The organism is Allobosea sp. LC85, assembly GCF_000735605.1.
In the GTDB taxonomy this organism is placed as follows: domain Bacteria; phylum Pseudomonadota; class Alphaproteobacteria; order Rhizobiales; family Beijerinckiaceae; genus Allobosea.
Genome location: NZ_JPKG01000004.1, coordinates 223481 through 239745, shown reverse-complemented (window position 1 = coordinate 239745; position 16265 = coordinate 223481). Strand labels below are relative to the sequence as shown.

Below are 16265 nucleotides of genomic sequence, written 5' to 3'. Positions count from 1 at the left end.
CCAATGTCGTGGTCTTCGGGCTCGGCGGCATCGGCCTCAACGTCATCCAGGGCGCACGCATGGTCGGCGCCGACAAGATCATCGGTGTCGACATCAACCCGGGGAAGCGCGCCATGGCCGAAAAGTTCGGCATGACCGACTTCATCAACCCGGCCGAGATCGGCACCGACAAGGTGGTGCAGGCGATCGTCGACCTCACCGGCGGCGGCGCCGATTTCTCCTTCGATGCCACCGGCAACGTCAACGTGATGCGCCAGGCGCTGGAATGCTGCCATCGCGGCTGGGGCGAGTCGATCATCATCGGCGTCGCCGAAGCCGGCAAGGAGATCGCGACCCGGCCGTTCCAGCTCGTCACCGGGCGCGTCTGGAAGGGCACGGCCTTCGGCGGCGCGAGGGGCCGCACCGATGTGCCGAAGATCGTCGAGTGGTACATGGAGGGGAAGATCAACATCGACGACCTCATCACTCACAAGCTCAGTCTGGACGAGATCAACCACGGTTTCGACCTGATGCATGAGGGCAAGTCGATCCGGAGCGTCGTGGTCTACTGAGCCGGTCGTCCGCGTTCCCTCACCTCGGCCGGCACTTCGTCAGAAGCAGCGCAGCTCTCCTTCGATCTGCGCCCGTTTCAGGCGAGCAACCTTCTCGCGCAGCACCGGCATGGAGATGAACATCGAGGCGTTCTGACCGCCGCGCTGGCGCACCGACATGATCGTCTCGGCTTCCTCATAGGCCTTGTAGGGCAGGACAGACGCGATGACGTCGATCGAACACGAGCATTTTTCCAGTGACGTACGCGTCTGGCCGTTCGCCGCCATGCAGCCGAAAATGTAGTCGGCGCGAGCGACCGTCGGATAGTCGTTGACCGGCGCTTCGAGCGCCCCCACGTCGCTCGCAGCCAACACGGCCGCCATCAGCATTCCGGCAAGAGCCGCCAGAAGGCCGTGGTGGCGCCCTCCTCCCGTCCCGACCGTGCTCATGGCTGGGCGCCCGCCGATTTCAGGAAGATGCGCTCCTCGAGTTTCGGCGCATCCGGCAATGTGCTGACGAAATGGGAGGTCATGTCGAGCAGCATGCCGGGCGCGGCCTCGGCCACCAGAATCTCGAACTTGGATCCCTCATACCCGAGCATCCGTCCGAGATTGGTATCGTCGACAAAGGGCCTGACGGTAATCCGCGTCGCATCCAGCATCTTGCCCTCGAATTCCGCCTTGGTGGCCTCGCCTGTTGCCTTGTCGCGCAGGCCGGCGCGCAGACGGTCCTTGAAATAGGGCGCCGTTCCGCCGGTGAGCTGCACCATGTTGTTCACCGCCCGATCGAGGAAGATGAGGAGCACCGGATTGCCGGTGAGATCGGGGATCGACATCAGGTCGCGCGCCCGTTCGCCGGTGAACATGCGCAGGTCGATATCGCGACTGCCGCTTGCGGCAACGGATCTGACCACGAGCTTGATGTCGTCGCCGAATGGTTCGCCCAGCCGCTTGGTGTCGGAGGGCGAGCGCTCAACGCGATAGACAAGCTCCGTCCCCGAAGGCACGCCGGACAGATGAGGACGCGCGAACAGGATATCCACCGGCGCATCCTGCGCCTGCGCCGGCCATGGCGCCATCGCCAGCACCACAACCATGACCCGGCAGAGCACGACGGCGAAGGCTTTTCCGCTCACGTTTGCGTCTCCCTGACTGGGTACCAAGTCGAGCAGGCCACGCGGGCAGCAGGATAGGGCGTAGCGCCGGATGCAGCAATCAGCTTTGCGCCCTTAGATCGTCGGACCGGATATCGTATCCGGTCCGACGATCTAACCTTTTGTGTTTGCATCGGCTTCCCCGAAAACCGCAATCCACTTTTCGGACCGATGCTTTAACCGCTCATCAGCGCGCGGGAACGAAGGCGCCGGGTGGAATATGGCCGGGCTCGAAATAGGCATGATGGAGCGCATCCAGCATGGCCCAGAGCACGTCGCATTTGAATTCGAGCGCCGCAATCACCGCCTGCTGCTCGGCCGGCGTGCGGGCATGGGCCGTGACATGGCTAAGAGCGGTCTCGACATCGCGCCGCGCCTGTGCCGGGCGGGCGGTGAAATAGCTCAGGCTCTCCGGGCTGACGAAGTCGTAATGCGCCAGCATGCCTTCGACGCGATGCCGGATGATCGTGGGCGAGAACAGTTCGGTCAGGGAGGACGCGACGGCTTCGAGCAGCGGGCGCTCGCGCACGAAATTGACATAGGCCTCCACCGCGAAACGGGTCGCCGGCAGCACGCCGCGATGGGCCTGCACATCGGTGCGCACCAGGCCCAGGCTTTCGCAAAGCCGCAGCCAGCGTTCGATCCCGCCTTCTCCATCCGCCTCGCCGTCATGGTCGACGAGACGCTGGCGCCAGGCCCGCCGGAGCGCGGGGTCGCTGGCCCGGGCGATCAGAAAGGCGTCCTTCACAGGGATATGGGCCTGGTAGGTGAAGCGGTTGAGGGCCCAAGCCTGGACTTCTCCCTTCGTGCACTGGCCGGAATGCAGCCGAACGTGGAAGGGGTGCTTGTCGTGATAGCGCGCCTCTCCGACCTCGCGCAGGCGCTGCTCCAGTTCCTCGGGCGATAGCAAAGCAGTCACAGCCTCACCTCCATGCCGTCATAGGCCACCGCGATACCCGCGGCTTCGATCATGAGACGCTCCGGCGCCCCCTCGATCAGCGCCGGATTGGTGTTGTTGAGATGGATATAGATTTTTCGCGCTGCCGGCAGCTCTGCAAGCCAGGACAGCGAGCCACCGGTGCCCGTGATCGGCATATGCCCCATCCGCCGGCCGGTCTTTTCACCGACGCCGCTGCGGATCATCTCGTCATCCGTGAACAGGGTGCCGTCGAAGAACACCATGTCCGCGCTTTCCGCCATGGCACGAACGCTGTCGGACAAGGCCGCACAGCCCGGGATGTAGACGATCGATCGCCCCTCATCGCTGATCCTGATGCCGGCCGCTTCGCCAGCCTCGGAGGCGAGCGGGCGCGCGCGATCCTCCAAATAGAGCGGTGCCTTGCCGGGAACGGGAAACAGCTCCGCCGTCAGTCCGCCGGCCAACGCGATGGGCTCCGCCGCGGTCGCGGTGACGCGACGCGCCGGCACTGCTGCAAAAATGGGGTTGGCGTCGGTCGCATCAAAAACGGGCGCGAGCGCGACCAGGTCGAAAGGATGTCGCTCCCTCAGGTTGAGCAGCCCGGCAACATGGTCGATCTCGGCGCTGCTGAGAATGACCGTGCCAATCGGCGAATGGCGCTCTGCGCGCGGCCACAGGGCTGGTGTCGCCCGGATCTGGCTGCCGAGATCGGGCGACGCGTTCAGAACGACCCAGCTCTCGCCATCGCGTGTCACCGCGAGGCTCGATTGCGTTCGCCAGGGGGCACGAGGATCCCTGTTCCAGGCAAGCGCACAGACCCGGCACCGGCAATTCCATTGTGGAAAGCCGCCACCGGCAGCCGCACCGAGAACGATGGCCTTCATCGGGGGCGCCTCAGGCAGCCGGCCTCTCACAAGCGCAAGGCACGAAGACCTGTGCCTCCGGCGCTGCTGCGCAAGCCGCTGCTTCCACCCCGCGTTCGACCCAGGACATGTCCGGCTCCTTCGATTGCGCCGAGAGCGGCATGGCGCTGACACAGGTGCCGTCACGCGCCGGGCGGCAGCCTAGGCCATCATGGCCATCCCCGCCATGATGATCGCGGTTCCCTCTTCTTCACGACCTCGCCGTGTTACTGTCGACTTTGGCGCTCGCTGGCTGTCCTTGCAGAGGGGAAGGCTTCGGGCCAGCTCCGGATCAAAGCCGAGCGCCCCACGATCGAGTGTCCGACGCCACGAACCACGATCGACTGAAAACCGACTGATCCTGCGCTACTCTGAAGCAACAAGAACGGGGAGGATGACATGCATCTGCGGTGGTTCTTGCATCTGCTGTGGTTCTTGCCGGCGGGCCTGCTTGGTTTGAGCCAGGCGACGGGCGCCGACCTCGTGAAGGGCCGGACGGATTTGCCCGAGCTTGTGCTCGGGAACGACGAAGGCAGCGACTACGTCGTCTCCCGGAAACAGATCGAGATGGAATCCGGCAAATCCTACCGCCTCGCCATCACGGCAAAGGGCGGCAAGGAGTACAAATTCTTCGCACCGGAGTTCTTCCGGAACAGCTGGGTCAACCAGATCGTCATCAACCATCTCGAAGTGCACATGCAGGGGGCACCTCATCATCTCGAGTTCGACGACCAGGGCACGATCCACGTGGAGTTCGTGGCGATGCGGCCGGGCGAGTACCCCTGGTACATCCAGGGCCTGGAGGCTCAGGGGATGACCGGCACCTTCATCGTGAAGTGACGGAGGCAAGTCATGCGCAAGGTCGCCCTCGCCGCCGTCCTGATCCTGGTGACGATCCCGGCCCAGGCCGACGACAGGTCGGAATGCAGGAGCGGCATCGTCATGATCCAGGCCGAGATCGCTAGATCGCCGTGCGTCCGTTCGGACGCAGGAGGGGCGATCTATCTCTTTGTTTGAGCATCGGATTTTTCCGAAAACCGGATTCCACTTTTCGGTCCGATGCTCTAATGCACGGCGCTTGAGAGCAGCTTGCGGGGCAGCGAGCTCAACCGCCTGCAGCCGTCGGTTTCGACCACGATGCTTTCGCTGAATCCCAGGCCGCCGGCCGTCACATACATGTGAAAGACCATGCCCTCTTCGAGTCTCCAGCGCGCGTTCGGCAGGAACACGCGAGAGAAGTCGCTGGGCCGCGGGGTGCGAGCGTAGAGGCCGAGCGTGTAGCCGGTGACGTTGTCGTAGGCAGGACGCAAACCCTCACGAAGCACGGCTTCACGCAGCACGGCATCGATCTCGCAAGCCAAGACGCCCGGCCGCATCGCTGCGAACTGCTCGTCCTGGAGCGCGACCAGACGCTCAGCGAGTGGGATAAGTCCACGCTCATCCCCGCCGATCAGCACCGGACGCATCAGGCGGGCACCGTAATTGCCCAGTTTCGGGATCAGTTCGACATGCAGGATGTCGCCCTCACCGAGCGGCTGCGCCGTCATGACGCCGTGCAGGAATTCGTGGTCGCCAACGCCAGGCAGGATCGGGCCGGTTTCGCCGGTATCGGCGCCGTTCTCCAGAAAGCAGGCAGCGGCGACGGCTGCGGCCGCCCTTGACGAAAGCCCGGGCCGCGCCCTGTCCGCGATCGACCTCATCGCCTTGTCCGCGATGCTGGCGGCCTGGGCGATCTGGTTGATCTCGGCCGGCGACTTCACGGCTCGGAGCAGGTCGCTCGCCTGCGGCAGGTCGACAAAGCGTGCCTGCGGCAGCAGCGCTGCGAACCGATCGCGCGTCGCGGCCGTAAAGCCGTAGGAGAGATGATCGGCGCCGATCCGCGCGTTGCCGAGGCCGCGGCGACGGATTTCATCCGCCATCACGGCCTGCGGCTCGGCGGTATCGGGAAATCCGACGATATCGGCAAACCAGCAGGCGTCGCGGCAGGGCCCGGCGTCGAGGTCTCGCAAGACGAACCACGGCTCGCCCTCGAGCGGCAGGAAAGCCGCGCGATACATCGTCTCCGAGACGGTATAGCCCGTCAGCCACGCCAGGCATTCGGCATGGTCGACCAGCAGAAGCTCCGCGCCGACTTGCGCCATCGCGGCGCGGGCACGCGCCGCCCGCCCCGCAAATTCCTCGCGCGAGAAGAGCGGACTCACGCCACCTCGCAGATATCGAGGATCGTCAGCATGTAGATGCGGACCATGTCGAGGAAGTCGCGGATCTCGACGCGCTCGTCGGGCATGGTGTTGTAACGGCCGCCCGGACCACAGACGATGCCTTCCATGCCGGCCTCGGCATAGAGATGGCCGGCATCGGTGCCGAAGAAGCCGGGTGGCTTGATCGCCCCGGTTGGCTGCTTCTCGCCGCGCACGGCCTCATAGGCGGCGTTGACCACCTTGACGATGCGCGCGTCCTTGGCGACCTCGAAGGCCGGCATCGACTGGTGGCCTTCCTTCTTCTCGATGCGGATGGAGGTCTTCAGGCCCGGGAAGCGTGCTTCCAGCGCGGCAAGCTCGCGCGTCATGTCGGCAAGTGCGCCGTCCTGCGTCTGGCCCGGCGCGTAGCGGCCGGAACCCTTGAGCTTGCAGTAGTCGGCGACCTGCGGAGCGCGCCACTCGTGCAGCTCCTTGCCGAGAGCGCCATGGACGACGCCGACATGGACACGGTTGATCGATTCATGCTCGGCGCTCGGCGCGCCGGAGAATTTCATCCCGTTCAGCCGCGGAATGAGATCGCAGGCCGCCATGATCGCGTCGACCGCCTGCTCGCGCTTGGAGAGGTGGCGGGTGTTGCCGACGAGCTCGATCACGAAGGAAAAGGCGCAGGCGTGCATGGTGACGGCCTGCACATCGGTCGGTTCGCTGTTGACGAAGTAGTCGGCCCGGATGCCGTTGCGGATCGCGGCGACCGTTCCCACGCCGCCTTGCAGTTCGCCGACCACATAGGTCAGGATCACGTCGCCCTTGAGCTTCACGCCGGCGTCGAGCAGCGTCTTCACCGCGCAATAGGAGGCGGCATCGCCGGCCTTCATGTTCGAGACGCCAATGCCGTAGATGAACTCCTCGTCGACCACGCCGCCCCAGGGATCGACCGTCCAACCCTCGGTTGCCGGGTTGGTGTCGAGATGTCCGTTGAACAGCAGGCTCTTGCCGCCGCCGGTGCCCTTCCAGCGGCCGATGGCGTTGGCGCGGCGGCCATCGTCGAAGGCCTGGGCCTCCGCCTCGATGCCCATCGCCTTCATCTGGTCGACGACGTGGAGCACCAGCTTCTTCTCGCCTTCGGTCTCGGAATAGCTCTTCTGCTTCACCCAGTCGGAGAGGAGCGTCAGGCAGGCCTTCTCGTCGAGCGAATGGATCAGGTCGCGGGGATTCATCGTGATGGCCTCGGATGTCAGGCGGCGGCCGTGGCCGGAGCGGGCACGGCGTCGAGCAGGGAGCGGGTGTAGGGGTGGAGGGTTCCGTCGGTCAGCGCGGTGACATCGACGAGATCGACGAGGTCGCCGCGATACATCACCGCGATCCGGTGGGCGATCTGCCGCACCAGGTTGAGATCGTGGGTGATGAAGAGATAGGCCGTGCCGAAGCGCTTCTGCAGATCGACCAGGAGCTCGACGACGGAGGCCTGCACGGAAACGTCGAGCGCGGAGGTGATCTCGTCGCAGATCACGAGTTTCGGCCTGGACGCGAAGGCGCGCGCGATGGCGACACGCTGCTTCTCGCCGCCGGAGAGCTGGTGCGGATAGCGATCCGCATAGGAGGCCGGCAGCCTGACCTGCTCCAGCAGCTCTCCGATGGCCGCTGCGTCCTTGCGTGCGCCGGGCTCGCCATAGAGTTCGAGCGGGCGCGACAGGATCTCCCGGATGCGCTGGCGCGGATTGAGCGAGGAATCCGGATGCTGGAAGATGATCTGGACATCGCGGCGATAGGCCCGGTCCATGTCGCCCAGGCCCGTGATGCGCCGGCCTGCGAAGCGGATCTCGCCCTCGAACCGGTTCAGGCCCGTCATCGCCTTGGCGAGCGTCGACTTGCCGGAGCCGGATTCACCGACGATGCCGAGGATCTCCCCCGGCAAAACGGAGAGGCTCACCTCGCGGTTGCCGGTGAACTGCGTGTTGGCGCGGCCGAGCAGGCTGCCGAGGAAGGGTTTGCGGCCGTAGTGGACGCTGACCTTCTCGACCTCGACCAGCGGCCGGGCGGCCTTGTCGGGCGTGGTTCCGATCAGCCGATGGTCCGGTCGCGGCACCGCAGCGAGCAGCTTGCGCGTATAGGCATCCTGCGGCCGGGCAAAGACATCCGCGACCGCGCCACGCTCGACGATCTTGCCGCGATGGATCACCGCGACCGTCGTCGCGATTTGCGAGACCAGCGCGAGATCGTGCGAGATGTAGAGCGAGGCGACGCCGGTTTCCGCCTGCAATTCCTTGAACAGGTCGAGGATCTGGCGTGCCGTGATCACATCGAGCGCTGTCGTCGGCTCGTCGAAGATGATGCATTCCGGCTGGCAGGCGAAGGCGGTCGCGATGACGACACGCTGCTTCTCGCCGCCGGAGGCCTCGTGCGGATAGCGCCGCATCATCTGCTTGGGAATCTTGAGGCCGACACGGGCAAGGCGCTCCTCGCCCTCGGCCCAGGCCTGCTTTCGCGTCAGGCCGCGATGGCGCACCAGCACCTCGGCGAGTTGCTCGCCGAGTGGCAGCGTCGGGTTGAGCGAGGTGCTCGGGTCCTGGAACACCATGCCGATGCGCTTGCCACGGATCGCTTCGATGTCCGCTTCGGAGGCCTTCAGGAGGTCCTGGCCGGTCAACCGGATGGCACCGGCCTCGCGCGCACTCTTCGGCAGATGGCGCATGATCGCCCAGGCGAGCGAGGTCTTGCCGGAGCCGGACTCGCCGACGAGGCCCAGCACCTCGCCCTTCGCAATGGACAGCGCCACGTCGTCGAGCGCGCGCGTGAAGCCGGCCGGCGTCGCGTAATCCAGATGATAGCCGGCGATGTCGAGGATCGGGGTCGCCATCGCCTCAGCTCCTCGGGTTCAGCGCGTCGCGCAAGCCATCGCCGAGCAGGTTGAAGCCGATCGCGACCAGCGCGACGGCAAGGCTCGGCCACAGGATCATCCAGGGACTCAGATGCATGAAGCGGCGCGCCTCCGAGACCATCAGCCCCCATTCGGAAGCCGGAGGCTGGGCGCCGAGCCCGAGGAAGGAGAGCGTCGCAAACAGCATCACGGCAAAGGCGACGCGGATCGTCATCTCGACGATGATCGGCGCGACGACATTCGGCAGCATCTCCCGTCCGACGATGAAGGCCGCGCTTTCGCCGCGCGCGATCGCGGCATTGACATAGTCCTGCTTGCGCACGGCCAGCGCGACCGACCGTGTCACGCGGGCCATGCCCGGTGCGAAGGCGAGCGCGATCGCAAGCACCGCGTTGAGGCTGCTCTTGCCGAGCAGGTTCACGATCAGCAGCGCCAGCAGCAGGCTGGGGATCGACATGATCGCATCGACGGTGCGCATGATCGCCTCATCGCTGCGCCCGCCCAGAAAGGCCGAGATCGTGCCGATGACCGCGCCGACCAGCGTGCCGAGCGCCGTCGCCAGTACGGCCATGACGACCGTGGCGCGCGCGCCGTGCAGCAGGCGGCTCAGGATGTCGCGGCCGTACTGGTCGGTACCGAGCCAGAATTGCGCGCTCGGCGGCTTGTAGCGCATCAGGGGCGCCATCTTTTCGGGGTCGTAGGGCGCGAACCACGGCCCGATGGCGACGACGAACAGGATCAACCCGACGATCACGAGCCCGAGCGCGCCCTGCGGCGAGCGGAGCATGCGCCTGAGGCTCTCAATCATACTGGATCCTCCGGTCGAGCCAGGCATAGCCAATGTCGGCAAGGAAATTGGCGACGGCGTAGGTCGTCGCCATGATCAGTGCGCCCGCCTGGATCGAGGGAAGGTCGCGCGCCTGGATCGCGACGATGAGCTGGCGACCGATGCCGGGCAGCGCAAAGATCTCCTCGACCACGATGACGCCGCCGAGCAGGTAGCCGACATCGAGCGCGACGATGGTGATGGTGGGCAGCAGCGCGTTGCGAAGCGCATGCTTGAACAGCACCTGCCGCTTCGACAGGCCCTTGAGCCGTGCGGCGCGGATGTAGTCGGATTGCAGGACATCGACAAGTTCCGAGCGCACCATGCGCGAGACATGGGCGATCAGGATCAGCGAGACGGTGAGAACCGGCAGGACGAGGTGCCGGAGGCCCCGCAGAGGATCCTCGGTCAGCGGGACATAGCCGGTCGCCGGCAGCCATTGCAGCCAGTCCGCCAGCACCAGAACGACGAGCGTGGCGGTGACGAATTCCGGCAGCGAGACGCCGATATAGGAGAGGAAGCTGACGCCGAGATCGGCGCCCCGCCCGCGCCGGACCGCAGCGACGATGCCGAGAGGGATCGCGAGCACCAGCATCAACCCGATCGAGAACAGGGCGAGCAGCAGCGAGCGGCCGAGCGCCTCGAGCATCGCGGGGGCAACCGGCTGGCCGGTTCGCATCGAGCTGCCGAAATCGCCCTGCAGCACGGCCGCGAGCCAGTGCAGATATTGCATCCAGATGGGGTCGTTCAGCCCCATCTTGAGACGCAGTGCCGCCAGCGCATCCGGCGTCGCGTTTTCGCCCAGCATCATGACGGCGGCGTCCGCCGGCAGGATCTGGGTGATCGCGAAGACGATCAGCGACACGACCAGAAGCGTGTAGCCGATCAGCAGGATTCGCTTGAGGATATAGGCTGGCGACACGCGCGGATTCCTCGCTGTTCGCTCAGAGCCGGATCCGACCAGATTGAATCAATCTGATCGGTGAATCCGTCTCTCACTTTGGAATGGAGACCGTTTTTCCAATCAGCTTGCGATGCAAGCTGATTGGAACGGGCTCAGCCGCGCTTCGGCGCTTTGGCGCCGAGCGAAACGAAATCGAGCCGGAAGACGGCGCCGCGCGGATGCAGCTGGTAGCCCTCCACCCAATCGCGCTGTCCGCCGAGCAGGTCGAAGAAGGCGGGGATGATCGAGGGCACTTCCGCGTACATCAATTTCTGCGCCTCGGCGTAGAGTGCGCGGCGCTTCGTCTCGTCGACCGTGGCGCGCGCCTCGAAGACGAGCTTGTCGAAGGCGGCATTGTTCCAGCGCGTCTCGTTCCACGCGGCGTTCGACGTATAGAGCAGCGAGAAGATGGCGTCAGCGGTCGCCTGCATGTTGTAGAAGCCGACATAGAACGAGCCCTTCTTCCAGACCTGGTCGAGATAGGTCGCGTGCGGCATCGTCTCGACCTTGATGTCGAAGCCAGCGGGCTTGGCCATCTCGCGCAGCGCCACGGCGAGCTGGGTGCGCTGGCCGGGCCGGTCCGAGGCGATCAGCGTCGCTTCCAGTCCCTTCGGATAGCCGGCCTCGGCGAGCAAGGCCTTGGCCTTGGCGATATCGGCCTGCTTCGCCGGCAACTCGGCATGGAAGCGATAGGCCGGGCTGAGAGGGGTATCGTTGCCGGGCGAGCCAAAGCCCTCGGTGACGAAATCGACCATCGCGGCGCGATCGACGGTGAGCGCAAGCGCCTGGCGCACGCGCACATCGTTGAAGGGCTTCTGGTCACAGCCGAAATTGACGTTGCAGAACTGGCCGGACGGCACGCGCAGGGCCTTGATGCCGGAGGCCTTCTGCAGCCGGCCGAACTCGGTCGGCGGGGTGGTGCTGATGAGATCGGTGTCGCCCGCGATCAGGGCGGAAGCCTCGGCGCTCACATCCGGAAACACCACGACCTCGACCTTGTCGAGATAGGGCCGCGCCTTGTCGTAATAGGCCTCGTTGCGGACAACGATGATCTGCCGCTCCGGCTCGAAGGAGACGAGCTTGAACGGTCCCGTGCCGATGGCCTGGCGGTCGAGCTTCTCCAGCCCGCCCTTGATGACAGAGGCCGGCACGATCTTGGCGTTGGTATAGGCCAGCGTGACCGGCAGATCGGCGAAGGGTGCCGATAGGGTGAAGACGACGGTGCTGTCATCCCTGGCTGCGACCTTGCTGATGGGGCCGACATTCTGGCGTGCCGGAGAAGCCGTCTTGGCATCGAGAATGGCCTCGAATGTCGCGACCACATCGGCCGCCGTGCAAGGCTGGCCATCATGGAAGGTCAGGCCCTTGCGCAGGACGAAGGTCCATTCGGTGAGATCGGGGGAATTCGTCCAGGATTCAGCGAGATCGGGCTCGGCGCTCATGTCGACCTTGAGGCGCGTCAGGCCGGAATAGAGCAGCTCGGCGACGAGATATTCCGGGTTCACCCGGGTGACGAGCGGGTTGAGCTTGGAGACTGCCTGATCGACGCTGACGCGCAGCGTGCCGCCGCGGCGCGGCGTCGTCTGGGCGAAGGCCGGCAGGCCGGTCAGGCCGAGGCCGCCGAAAGCGGCGGAAGCGGCGAGGAAATCGCGACGGTGGATGCTCGGCATGGAACGCTCCTTCAGCTTCGGGACAGGTGATGTTCGGGTGAGGCGAGATCGGGGTTGAGCTCGGGCCTGAAATCGGCTGCGAGATAGGCGAGCACGGCCCGCGCCAGCGCGATGATGTCGGACACCGTCGTGTACTCGCCCGGCGCGTGGATGTTGCGATCGGGGCGACCGAGGCCGCCGAGCAGCACTTCTGGCCTGCCGGTCGCGCGCTGGACCCAGCCGAAATCAGAGCAGCTCGCCGCGCCCCAGCGGCGGAAATCCTCCGGCGCATAGCCGAAGCCTGCGCCGACCGCGGCCTGCCAGCGCGGCCAGTGCGGGCCGGCCGGATCGCTGGTCGGAGCAAGATGGCCGGTCAGCACCGTCTCGACCGTCAGGCCGGGCACGGAGGCGACGGCCCGGCGGATCGCGTCCTCGATCTCCGCGAGCGCGTCCTCGAAGGCTTCTTCCGGCATGTAGCGGCGGTTCAGCGTGAGTTCGAGCAGGGCCGGCACCTGCCCGCCAGCCGTGCCGCCGCTGAGAGCTGCGATATTGAGCTGCGCCGCCAATGCCGGTTTTCCCGGCGGTGGCGGCAGGGCGGACAGGCGGGTCGCCACCTGCGCCTTGAGCACCGCCAGCGCGTTGAGCAGCGGCAGCGAGCCCTCGATCGCGTTGAGGCCGAGCCCCTGGCGGTTGCCTTCGCCGGCATGGACGGCCTGTCCGCGTACCCGCACCAGCAGGTTGAAGAGGCCGAAGCAGCCGGCCCAGATGCGCGCCTCGGCGCTGCCGTTGAAGTTGACGATATGGCCGTCGGGCCGGCCCTGCTCGGCGCCGACAGGGCCGTAAAGCCGGCCCTGCTCGCCGAGATAGCGGATGCCGGGATAGAGGCCGCCCTCCTCGTCGGTGCAGAACAGCAGCATGGGATCATAGGCGAGTTCGATGCCGCAGGCTTTGGCCGCCCGCAGCGCCAGCAGCACGGCGGCGATGCAGCCCTTCATGTCGGCGGCGCCGAGGCCGATGAGGCGTTCGCCATCGCGGGCGATGGACAGCGGATCGGTCGTCCAGCCCGGAGCGGCCGGGACCGTGTCGACATGGAAATAGAGCCCGCAAACCGGTTTGCCGCTCTTGGCGGTCGCAATCAGATTCGTCCTCGCGCCTGCGGCCGGGCCGTTCGGGACAAGCCAGAGTTCGTCCGGCACGTCGATGCGCTCGACCTCGAAGCCGAGCGGACGCGTCATCGCCTCCATCAGCCTCGCGAAGTCGCCATAGCCCTGCCCCGGCGGGAACGAGGTATCGACCGCAATCATCGCGCCGAGATCCGCGACGGCCGCCTCGACCGCCTCTGTGATCCAGGCGCCTGCGCGCTCCAGGCCCGCCGTCTCGCGCGCCATTTGCCCGGCGCCGCTCATCGGACCGCCCTGCCCTGGCGCAGCGGCTGGGCGGCGCGGACGCGATCTGCCATGGAGATGGCGGCGGTGGCGGAGTGCATGGCCATTGGCGCTCAAGCATCTTTCATATAAACTATATAGAAATAGGACTCAGCCTCATGCCTCCTGTCAATGCCAAAAAAGCGACCGCCCCTGCCGCGGGATTGATCAGCGGCGGCAGCCTGGCGTCCACGCTGCCGAACCTCGTCTCCCTCGATTCCGCGCCGCTCTATGAACGGGTGAAGCGACATATGTCGGAGGCGATCCTCGTCGGGGAATGGCAACCCGGCATGGTGTTGCCCAACGAAACGGCATTGGCCCAGGGGTTCGGGATCGCTGTCGGCACGGTGCGCCGGGCGATGAGCGACCTGGTCGCCGAGGGTTTGCTGTCACGCCGACGCAAGACCGGCACGGTCGTCACCGGACGCGCGCCGCATCACTCGCTGCGCTTCTTCTTCCAGTATTTCCGTCTCCACCGGGCCGACGGCAGCCTGGTGCGGTCGACCAGCCAATTCCTGACGGTCGAGACGCGGCCGGCCACACCCGAGCAGGACCAGCGCCTGCAGATCAAAGCTGGCGGTGTCGTCGCGATCCATCGCATCCGGCACGCGGACGGCCGCCCGGTGATGCATGACAAGTTGCTGCTGGCGGAAGAACGGGTCCCCGATCTTCCGCGCGAGCCGGCAGAGCTGCCGCCGCTGCTCTATCTCCATCTGCTCGAGCGCTACGGCATCCGCATCTCGGCGGTTCGCGAGCAGATCACGGCCGAGCTCGCCAATGACGAGGACATCGCCCTCCTCGATCTCGCCGGGCCCGAAGCGGTGCTGGCCATCGACGAGGTCGCCTATGACCAGGCCGGAGTGCCGACCATTCTGGGCTCGCACCGCGCCAGCACGCGCGCGCATGCTTACATCAACGAGGTGCGGTAGGGACCATTCCCCGCTCGCGGCCGTTAAGCGGACGGCCCTCGCGCCCGCCCCGCATGAAGCGAGAGCGAGGCGCCGCGTTGGTCAGCGCGAGCGCGGGTCGAGCGCGTCGCGCAGGCCGTCGCCGAGCAGGTTGAACGAGAGCACCGTCGCGAAGATGGCGATGCCGGGCCAGAGCGCCATCCAGGGCGCATTGCTCAGGAAGCGCTGAGCCGAATTCAGCATCGAGCCCCAGGATGGCGCCGGCGGCTGAAGGCCGAGGCCGAGAAAGGACATGCTCGCTTCCGCGATGATCGCCGCGGCGATCGTCAGCGTCGCCTGGACCATAAGCTGCGGCAGGATGTTCGGCAGGATGTGACGCACCGCGATGCGCCATTGCGGATTGCCCACCGCGCTTGCCGCCTCGACATATTCTTCCGCCTTGATCGACAGCACCTGGCCGCGCGTCAGGCGGATGAAGAGCGGCATGGCGGTGATGCCGATCGCCAGCATCGCATTCGTCAGGCTGGGCCCGAGGAAGGCCGCGAGCGCGATCGCGAGGATGAGGAACGGGCAGGCCAGCATCGCATCGGTGAAGCGGCTGATGAAGCCGTCGACGAGGCCGCCGAGAAAGCCCGCGGCGAGCCCGAGCGGCACGCCGATTGCCATGGCGATGCCGACCGAGGTCAGCCCGGCCAGCAGCGAGGCCCTTGCCCCCCAGATGATGCGCGAAAGCATGTCGCGGCCGGCTTCGTCAGTCCCGAACCAATGCGCGGCGGAGGGTGCCTTGCGCACCGCAGTCCAGCTCTGCGCCGTCGGGTCGTAGGGCGCCAGCAGCGGCGCGAAGACGGCGACGAACACCATGAGCAGCACGACGGCGAGACCGACCAGCGCGCTCTTGCGCTTCGACAGGCGCCGCCACAGCCGGCCGCGAAAAAAGTTCGCGACGGGATTGGTCGAGGGCTTGGATTCCGAGATCGTCGGCACAGGTCAGCTTCTCAGTCTTGGGTTGACGAGGATGTATCCGATGTCGGCCAGCAGGTTGAGGACGATGTAGAAGAGCGAGGTCACGAGCACGACGCCCTGCACCACGGGATAATCGCGGGTGAAGACGGCATCGACGATCAGCTTTCCGAAGCCCGGGATCGTGAAGATCTGCTCCGTCAGGACCGCGCCGGACAAAAGCGCGCCGAATTCGAGCGCGCCAAGCGTGATGATCGGCGTCAGCGCATTGCGCATCGCATGCTTGAACACGACGACCCATTCGCTGAGGCCCTTGGCGCGCGCGGTGCGAACGTAATCGCTTTCGAGCGCCTGGAGCATCGCGCCGCGGGTGTGGCGCATGATGACGCCGGCGATCGCGGTGCCGAGCACGCAGGCGGGCATGGTCGTCGTCGCGAGGTTCATCCTCAGGTCCTCCCAGGGGCTGACGAAGCCCGACGCCGGCAACCAGCCGAGATAGACGGAGAAGAACAGGATGAGCATGATGCCGAGCCAGAAATTCGGCACCGAGATGCCGGCGAGCGACGCGACATTGGTGGCATAGTCGACGGCGCTGTTCGGGCGCAGGGCCGAGATGACGCCCGCCGTGATGCCGGCCACGAGCGCGATCACGATGCCCATGACCGCCAGTTGCAGCGTCACCGGCAGCTTGAGCAGGATCAGCTCGAGGACGGGGCGGTTATGGCGCATGGATTCGCCGAGATCGCCGGTCACCACGCCCTTCAGCCAGTAGAGATACTGGACGACCAGGGGCTGATCGAGGTGATACTGGGCGCGGATGGCGGCGAGCGTCGCTTCGTCCGGATTCTCGCCGGCGAGCACCAGCGCCGGATCGCCCGGCAGGAGATGCTGCAGCGAAAAGATGATCATCGACAGGAGGATGACCGTCGGGAGGAGTTGCAGCAGGCGGCGCGCGAGAAGTGAAGACATGG

The 16265-nt window shown here is 66.1% G+C and carries 17 protein-coding genes; 4 read left to right on the top strand and 13 right to left on the bottom strand.

The genetic code is table 11. The features are described 5' to 3' along the window. On the top strand, positions 1–551 hold a 551-nt coding region (locus FG93_RS01085), incomplete at its 5' end, for a zinc-binding dehydrogenase (protein WP_043230939.1). A 39-nt stretch (positions 552–590) separates the two neighbouring features. Here the strand turns inward: FG93_RS01085 and FG93_RS01080 are convergent. From FG93_RS01080 to pqqB, 4 genes are all read right to left on the bottom strand, one after another. Further along, a complete protein-coding gene (locus FG93_RS01080) occupies positions 591–920 on the bottom strand; it encodes a hypothetical protein (RefSeq protein WP_043230750.1) in 330 nt (109 codons plus the stop codon). 56 nt (positions 921–976) lie between these two features. After that, entirely contained in the window at positions 977–1666 is a 690-nt protein-coding gene (locus FG93_RS01075) for a hypothetical protein (protein WP_152579237.1), read from the bottom strand. Between the two features lie 205 nt (positions 1667–1871). After that, on the bottom strand, positions 1872–2603 hold the full coding sequence (gene pqqC / locus FG93_RS01070; RefSeq protein WP_043230745.1) for a pyrroloquinoline-quinone synthase PqqC: 732 nt from the start codon (positions 2601–2603) through the stop codon (positions 1872–1874). Continuing rightward, the gene (pqqB, locus tag FG93_RS01065) at positions 2600–3487 is read right to left on the bottom strand and encodes a pyrroloquinoline quinone biosynthesis protein PqqB (RefSeq protein ID WP_043230743.1); all 888 of its coding nucleotides are present in this window, start codon (positions 3485–3487) and stop codon (positions 2600–2602) included. The genes pqqC and pqqB overlap by 4 nt, the downstream gene beginning before the upstream one ends. Positions 3488–3904: 417 nt before the next feature. Between pqqB and FG93_RS01060 the strand changes: the two genes are divergently transcribed. Continuing rightward, complete coding sequence (locus FG93_RS01060) at positions 3905–4345, top strand: hypothetical protein (RefSeq protein WP_052513152.1); 441 nt, start codon at positions 3905–3907, stop codon at positions 4343–4345. Positions 4346–4357: 12 nt separating this feature from the next. Then, positions 4358–4522: a hypothetical protein gene (locus FG93_RS32765; protein ID WP_161783751.1), complete on the top strand. Its 165-nt coding sequence runs from the start codon at positions 4358–4360 to the stop codon at positions 4520–4522. 47 nt (positions 4523–4569) lie between these two features. Here the strand turns inward: FG93_RS32765 and FG93_RS01055 are convergent, their stop codons facing one another. The 7 genes from FG93_RS01055 to FG93_RS01025 all read right to left on the bottom strand — a co-directional run bounded on the left by FG93_RS01055 (position 4570) and on the right by FG93_RS01025 (position 13390). After that, the gene (locus FG93_RS01055) at positions 4570–5706 is read right to left on the bottom strand and encodes a Xaa-Pro peptidase family protein (RefSeq protein WP_043230739.1); all 1137 of its coding nucleotides are present in this window, start codon (positions 5704–5706) and stop codon (positions 4570–4572) included. Then, entirely contained in the window at positions 5703–6923 is a 1221-nt protein-coding gene (locus FG93_RS01050; protein WP_043230737.1) for a M20 family metallopeptidase, read from the bottom strand. The genes FG93_RS01055 and FG93_RS01050 overlap by 4 nt, the downstream gene beginning before the upstream one ends. Positions 6924–6940: 17 nt before the next feature. Further along, entirely contained in the window at positions 6941–8563 is a 1623-nt protein-coding gene (locus FG93_RS01045) for an ABC transporter ATP-binding protein (RefSeq protein WP_043230734.1), read from the bottom strand. A 4-nt stretch (positions 8564–8567) separates the two neighbouring features. Beyond that, positions 8568–9392 carry an ABC transporter permease gene (locus FG93_RS01040; RefSeq protein ID WP_043230731.1) on the bottom strand — a complete coding sequence of 275 codons (825 nt, stop codon included), beginning with the start codon at positions 9390–9392 and terminating at the stop codon, positions 8568–8570. After that, the gene (locus FG93_RS01035) at positions 9385–10332 is read right to left on the bottom strand and encodes an ABC transporter permease (protein WP_043230730.1); all 948 of its coding nucleotides are present in this window, start codon (positions 10330–10332) and stop codon (positions 9385–9387) included. The genes FG93_RS01040 and FG93_RS01035 overlap by 8 nt, the downstream gene beginning before the upstream one ends. Positions 10333–10466: 134 nt before the next feature. After that, positions 10467–12023 (bottom strand): ABC transporter substrate-binding protein, encoded by a 1557-nt coding sequence (locus tag FG93_RS01030; protein WP_043230728.1) that lies wholly within the window; start codon positions 12021–12023, stop codon positions 10467–10469. Positions 12024–12034: 11 nt separating this feature from the next. Then, positions 12035–13390: a M20 family metallopeptidase gene (locus FG93_RS01025; RefSeq protein WP_244448461.1), complete on the bottom strand. Its 1356-nt coding sequence runs from the start codon at positions 13388–13390 to the stop codon at positions 12035–12037. A gap of 155 nt (positions 13391–13545) precedes the next feature. Here FG93_RS01025 and FG93_RS01020 point away from each other — a divergent pair, with 155 nt between their 5' ends. Continuing rightward, positions 13546–14355, top strand: coding sequence for a GntR family transcriptional regulator (locus FG93_RS01020; protein ID WP_081881215.1), 810 nt, complete (start codon positions 13546–13548; stop codon positions 14353–14355). Between the two features lie 81 nt (positions 14356–14436). Here the strand turns inward: FG93_RS01020 and FG93_RS01015 are convergent, their stop codons facing one another. Both FG93_RS01015 and FG93_RS01010 read right to left on the bottom strand, forming a co-directional pair. Next, positions 14437–15309: an ABC transporter permease gene (locus FG93_RS01015; protein WP_052513162.1), complete on the bottom strand. Its 873-nt coding sequence runs from the start codon at positions 15307–15309 to the stop codon at positions 14437–14439. A gap of 12 nt (positions 15310–15321) precedes the next feature. Next, entirely contained in the window at positions 15322–16263 is a 942-nt protein-coding gene (locus FG93_RS01010) for an ABC transporter permease (RefSeq protein ID WP_043230723.1), read from the bottom strand. Positions 16264–16265 lie beyond the last annotated feature (2 nt).

Bases quoted from the DNA above. Each gene is read 5' to 3' on its own strand.
- FG93_RS01080 (WP_043230750.1), bottom strand. From the start codon at position 920: ATGCTGATGGCGGCCGTGTTGGCTGCGAGCGACGTGGGGGCGCTCGAA.
- pqqB (WP_043230743.1), bottom strand. From the start codon at position 3,487: ATGAAGGCCATCGTTCTCGGTGCGGCTGCCGGTGGCGGCTTTCCACAA.
- FG93_RS01060 (WP_052513152.1), top strand. From the start codon at position 3,905: ATGCATCTGCGGTGGTTCTTGCATCTGCTGTGGTTCTTGCCGGCGGGC.
- FG93_RS32765 (WP_161783751.1), top strand. From the start codon at position 4,358: ATGCGCAAGGTCGCCCTCGCCGCCGTCCTGATCCTGGTGACGATCCCG.
- FG93_RS01050 (WP_043230737.1), bottom strand. From the start codon at position 6,923: ATGAATCCCCGCGACCTGATCCATTCGCTCGACGAGAAGGCCTGCCTG.
- FG93_RS01045 (WP_043230734.1), bottom strand. From the start codon at position 8,563: ATGGCGACCCCGATCCTCGACATCGCCGGCTATCATCTGGATTACGCG.
- FG93_RS01040 (WP_043230731.1), bottom strand. From the start codon at position 9,392: ATGATTGAGAGCCTCAGGCGCATGCTCCGCTCGCCGCAGGGCGCGCTC.
- FG93_RS01030 (WP_043230728.1), bottom strand. From the start codon at position 12,023: ATGCCGAGCATCCACCGTCGCGATTTCCTCGCCGCTTCCGCCGCTTTC.
- FG93_RS01025 (WP_244448461.1), bottom strand. From the start codon at position 13,390: ATGGCGCGCGAGACGGCGGGCCTGGAGCGCGCAGGCGCCTGGATCACA.
- FG93_RS01020 (WP_081881215.1), top strand. From the start codon at position 13,546: ATGCCTCCTGTCAATGCCAAAAAAGCGACCGCCCCTGCCGCGGGATTG.
- FG93_RS01010 (WP_043230723.1), bottom strand. From the start codon at position 16,263: ATGTCTTCACTTCTCGCGCGCCGCCTGCTGCAACTCCTCCCGACGGTC.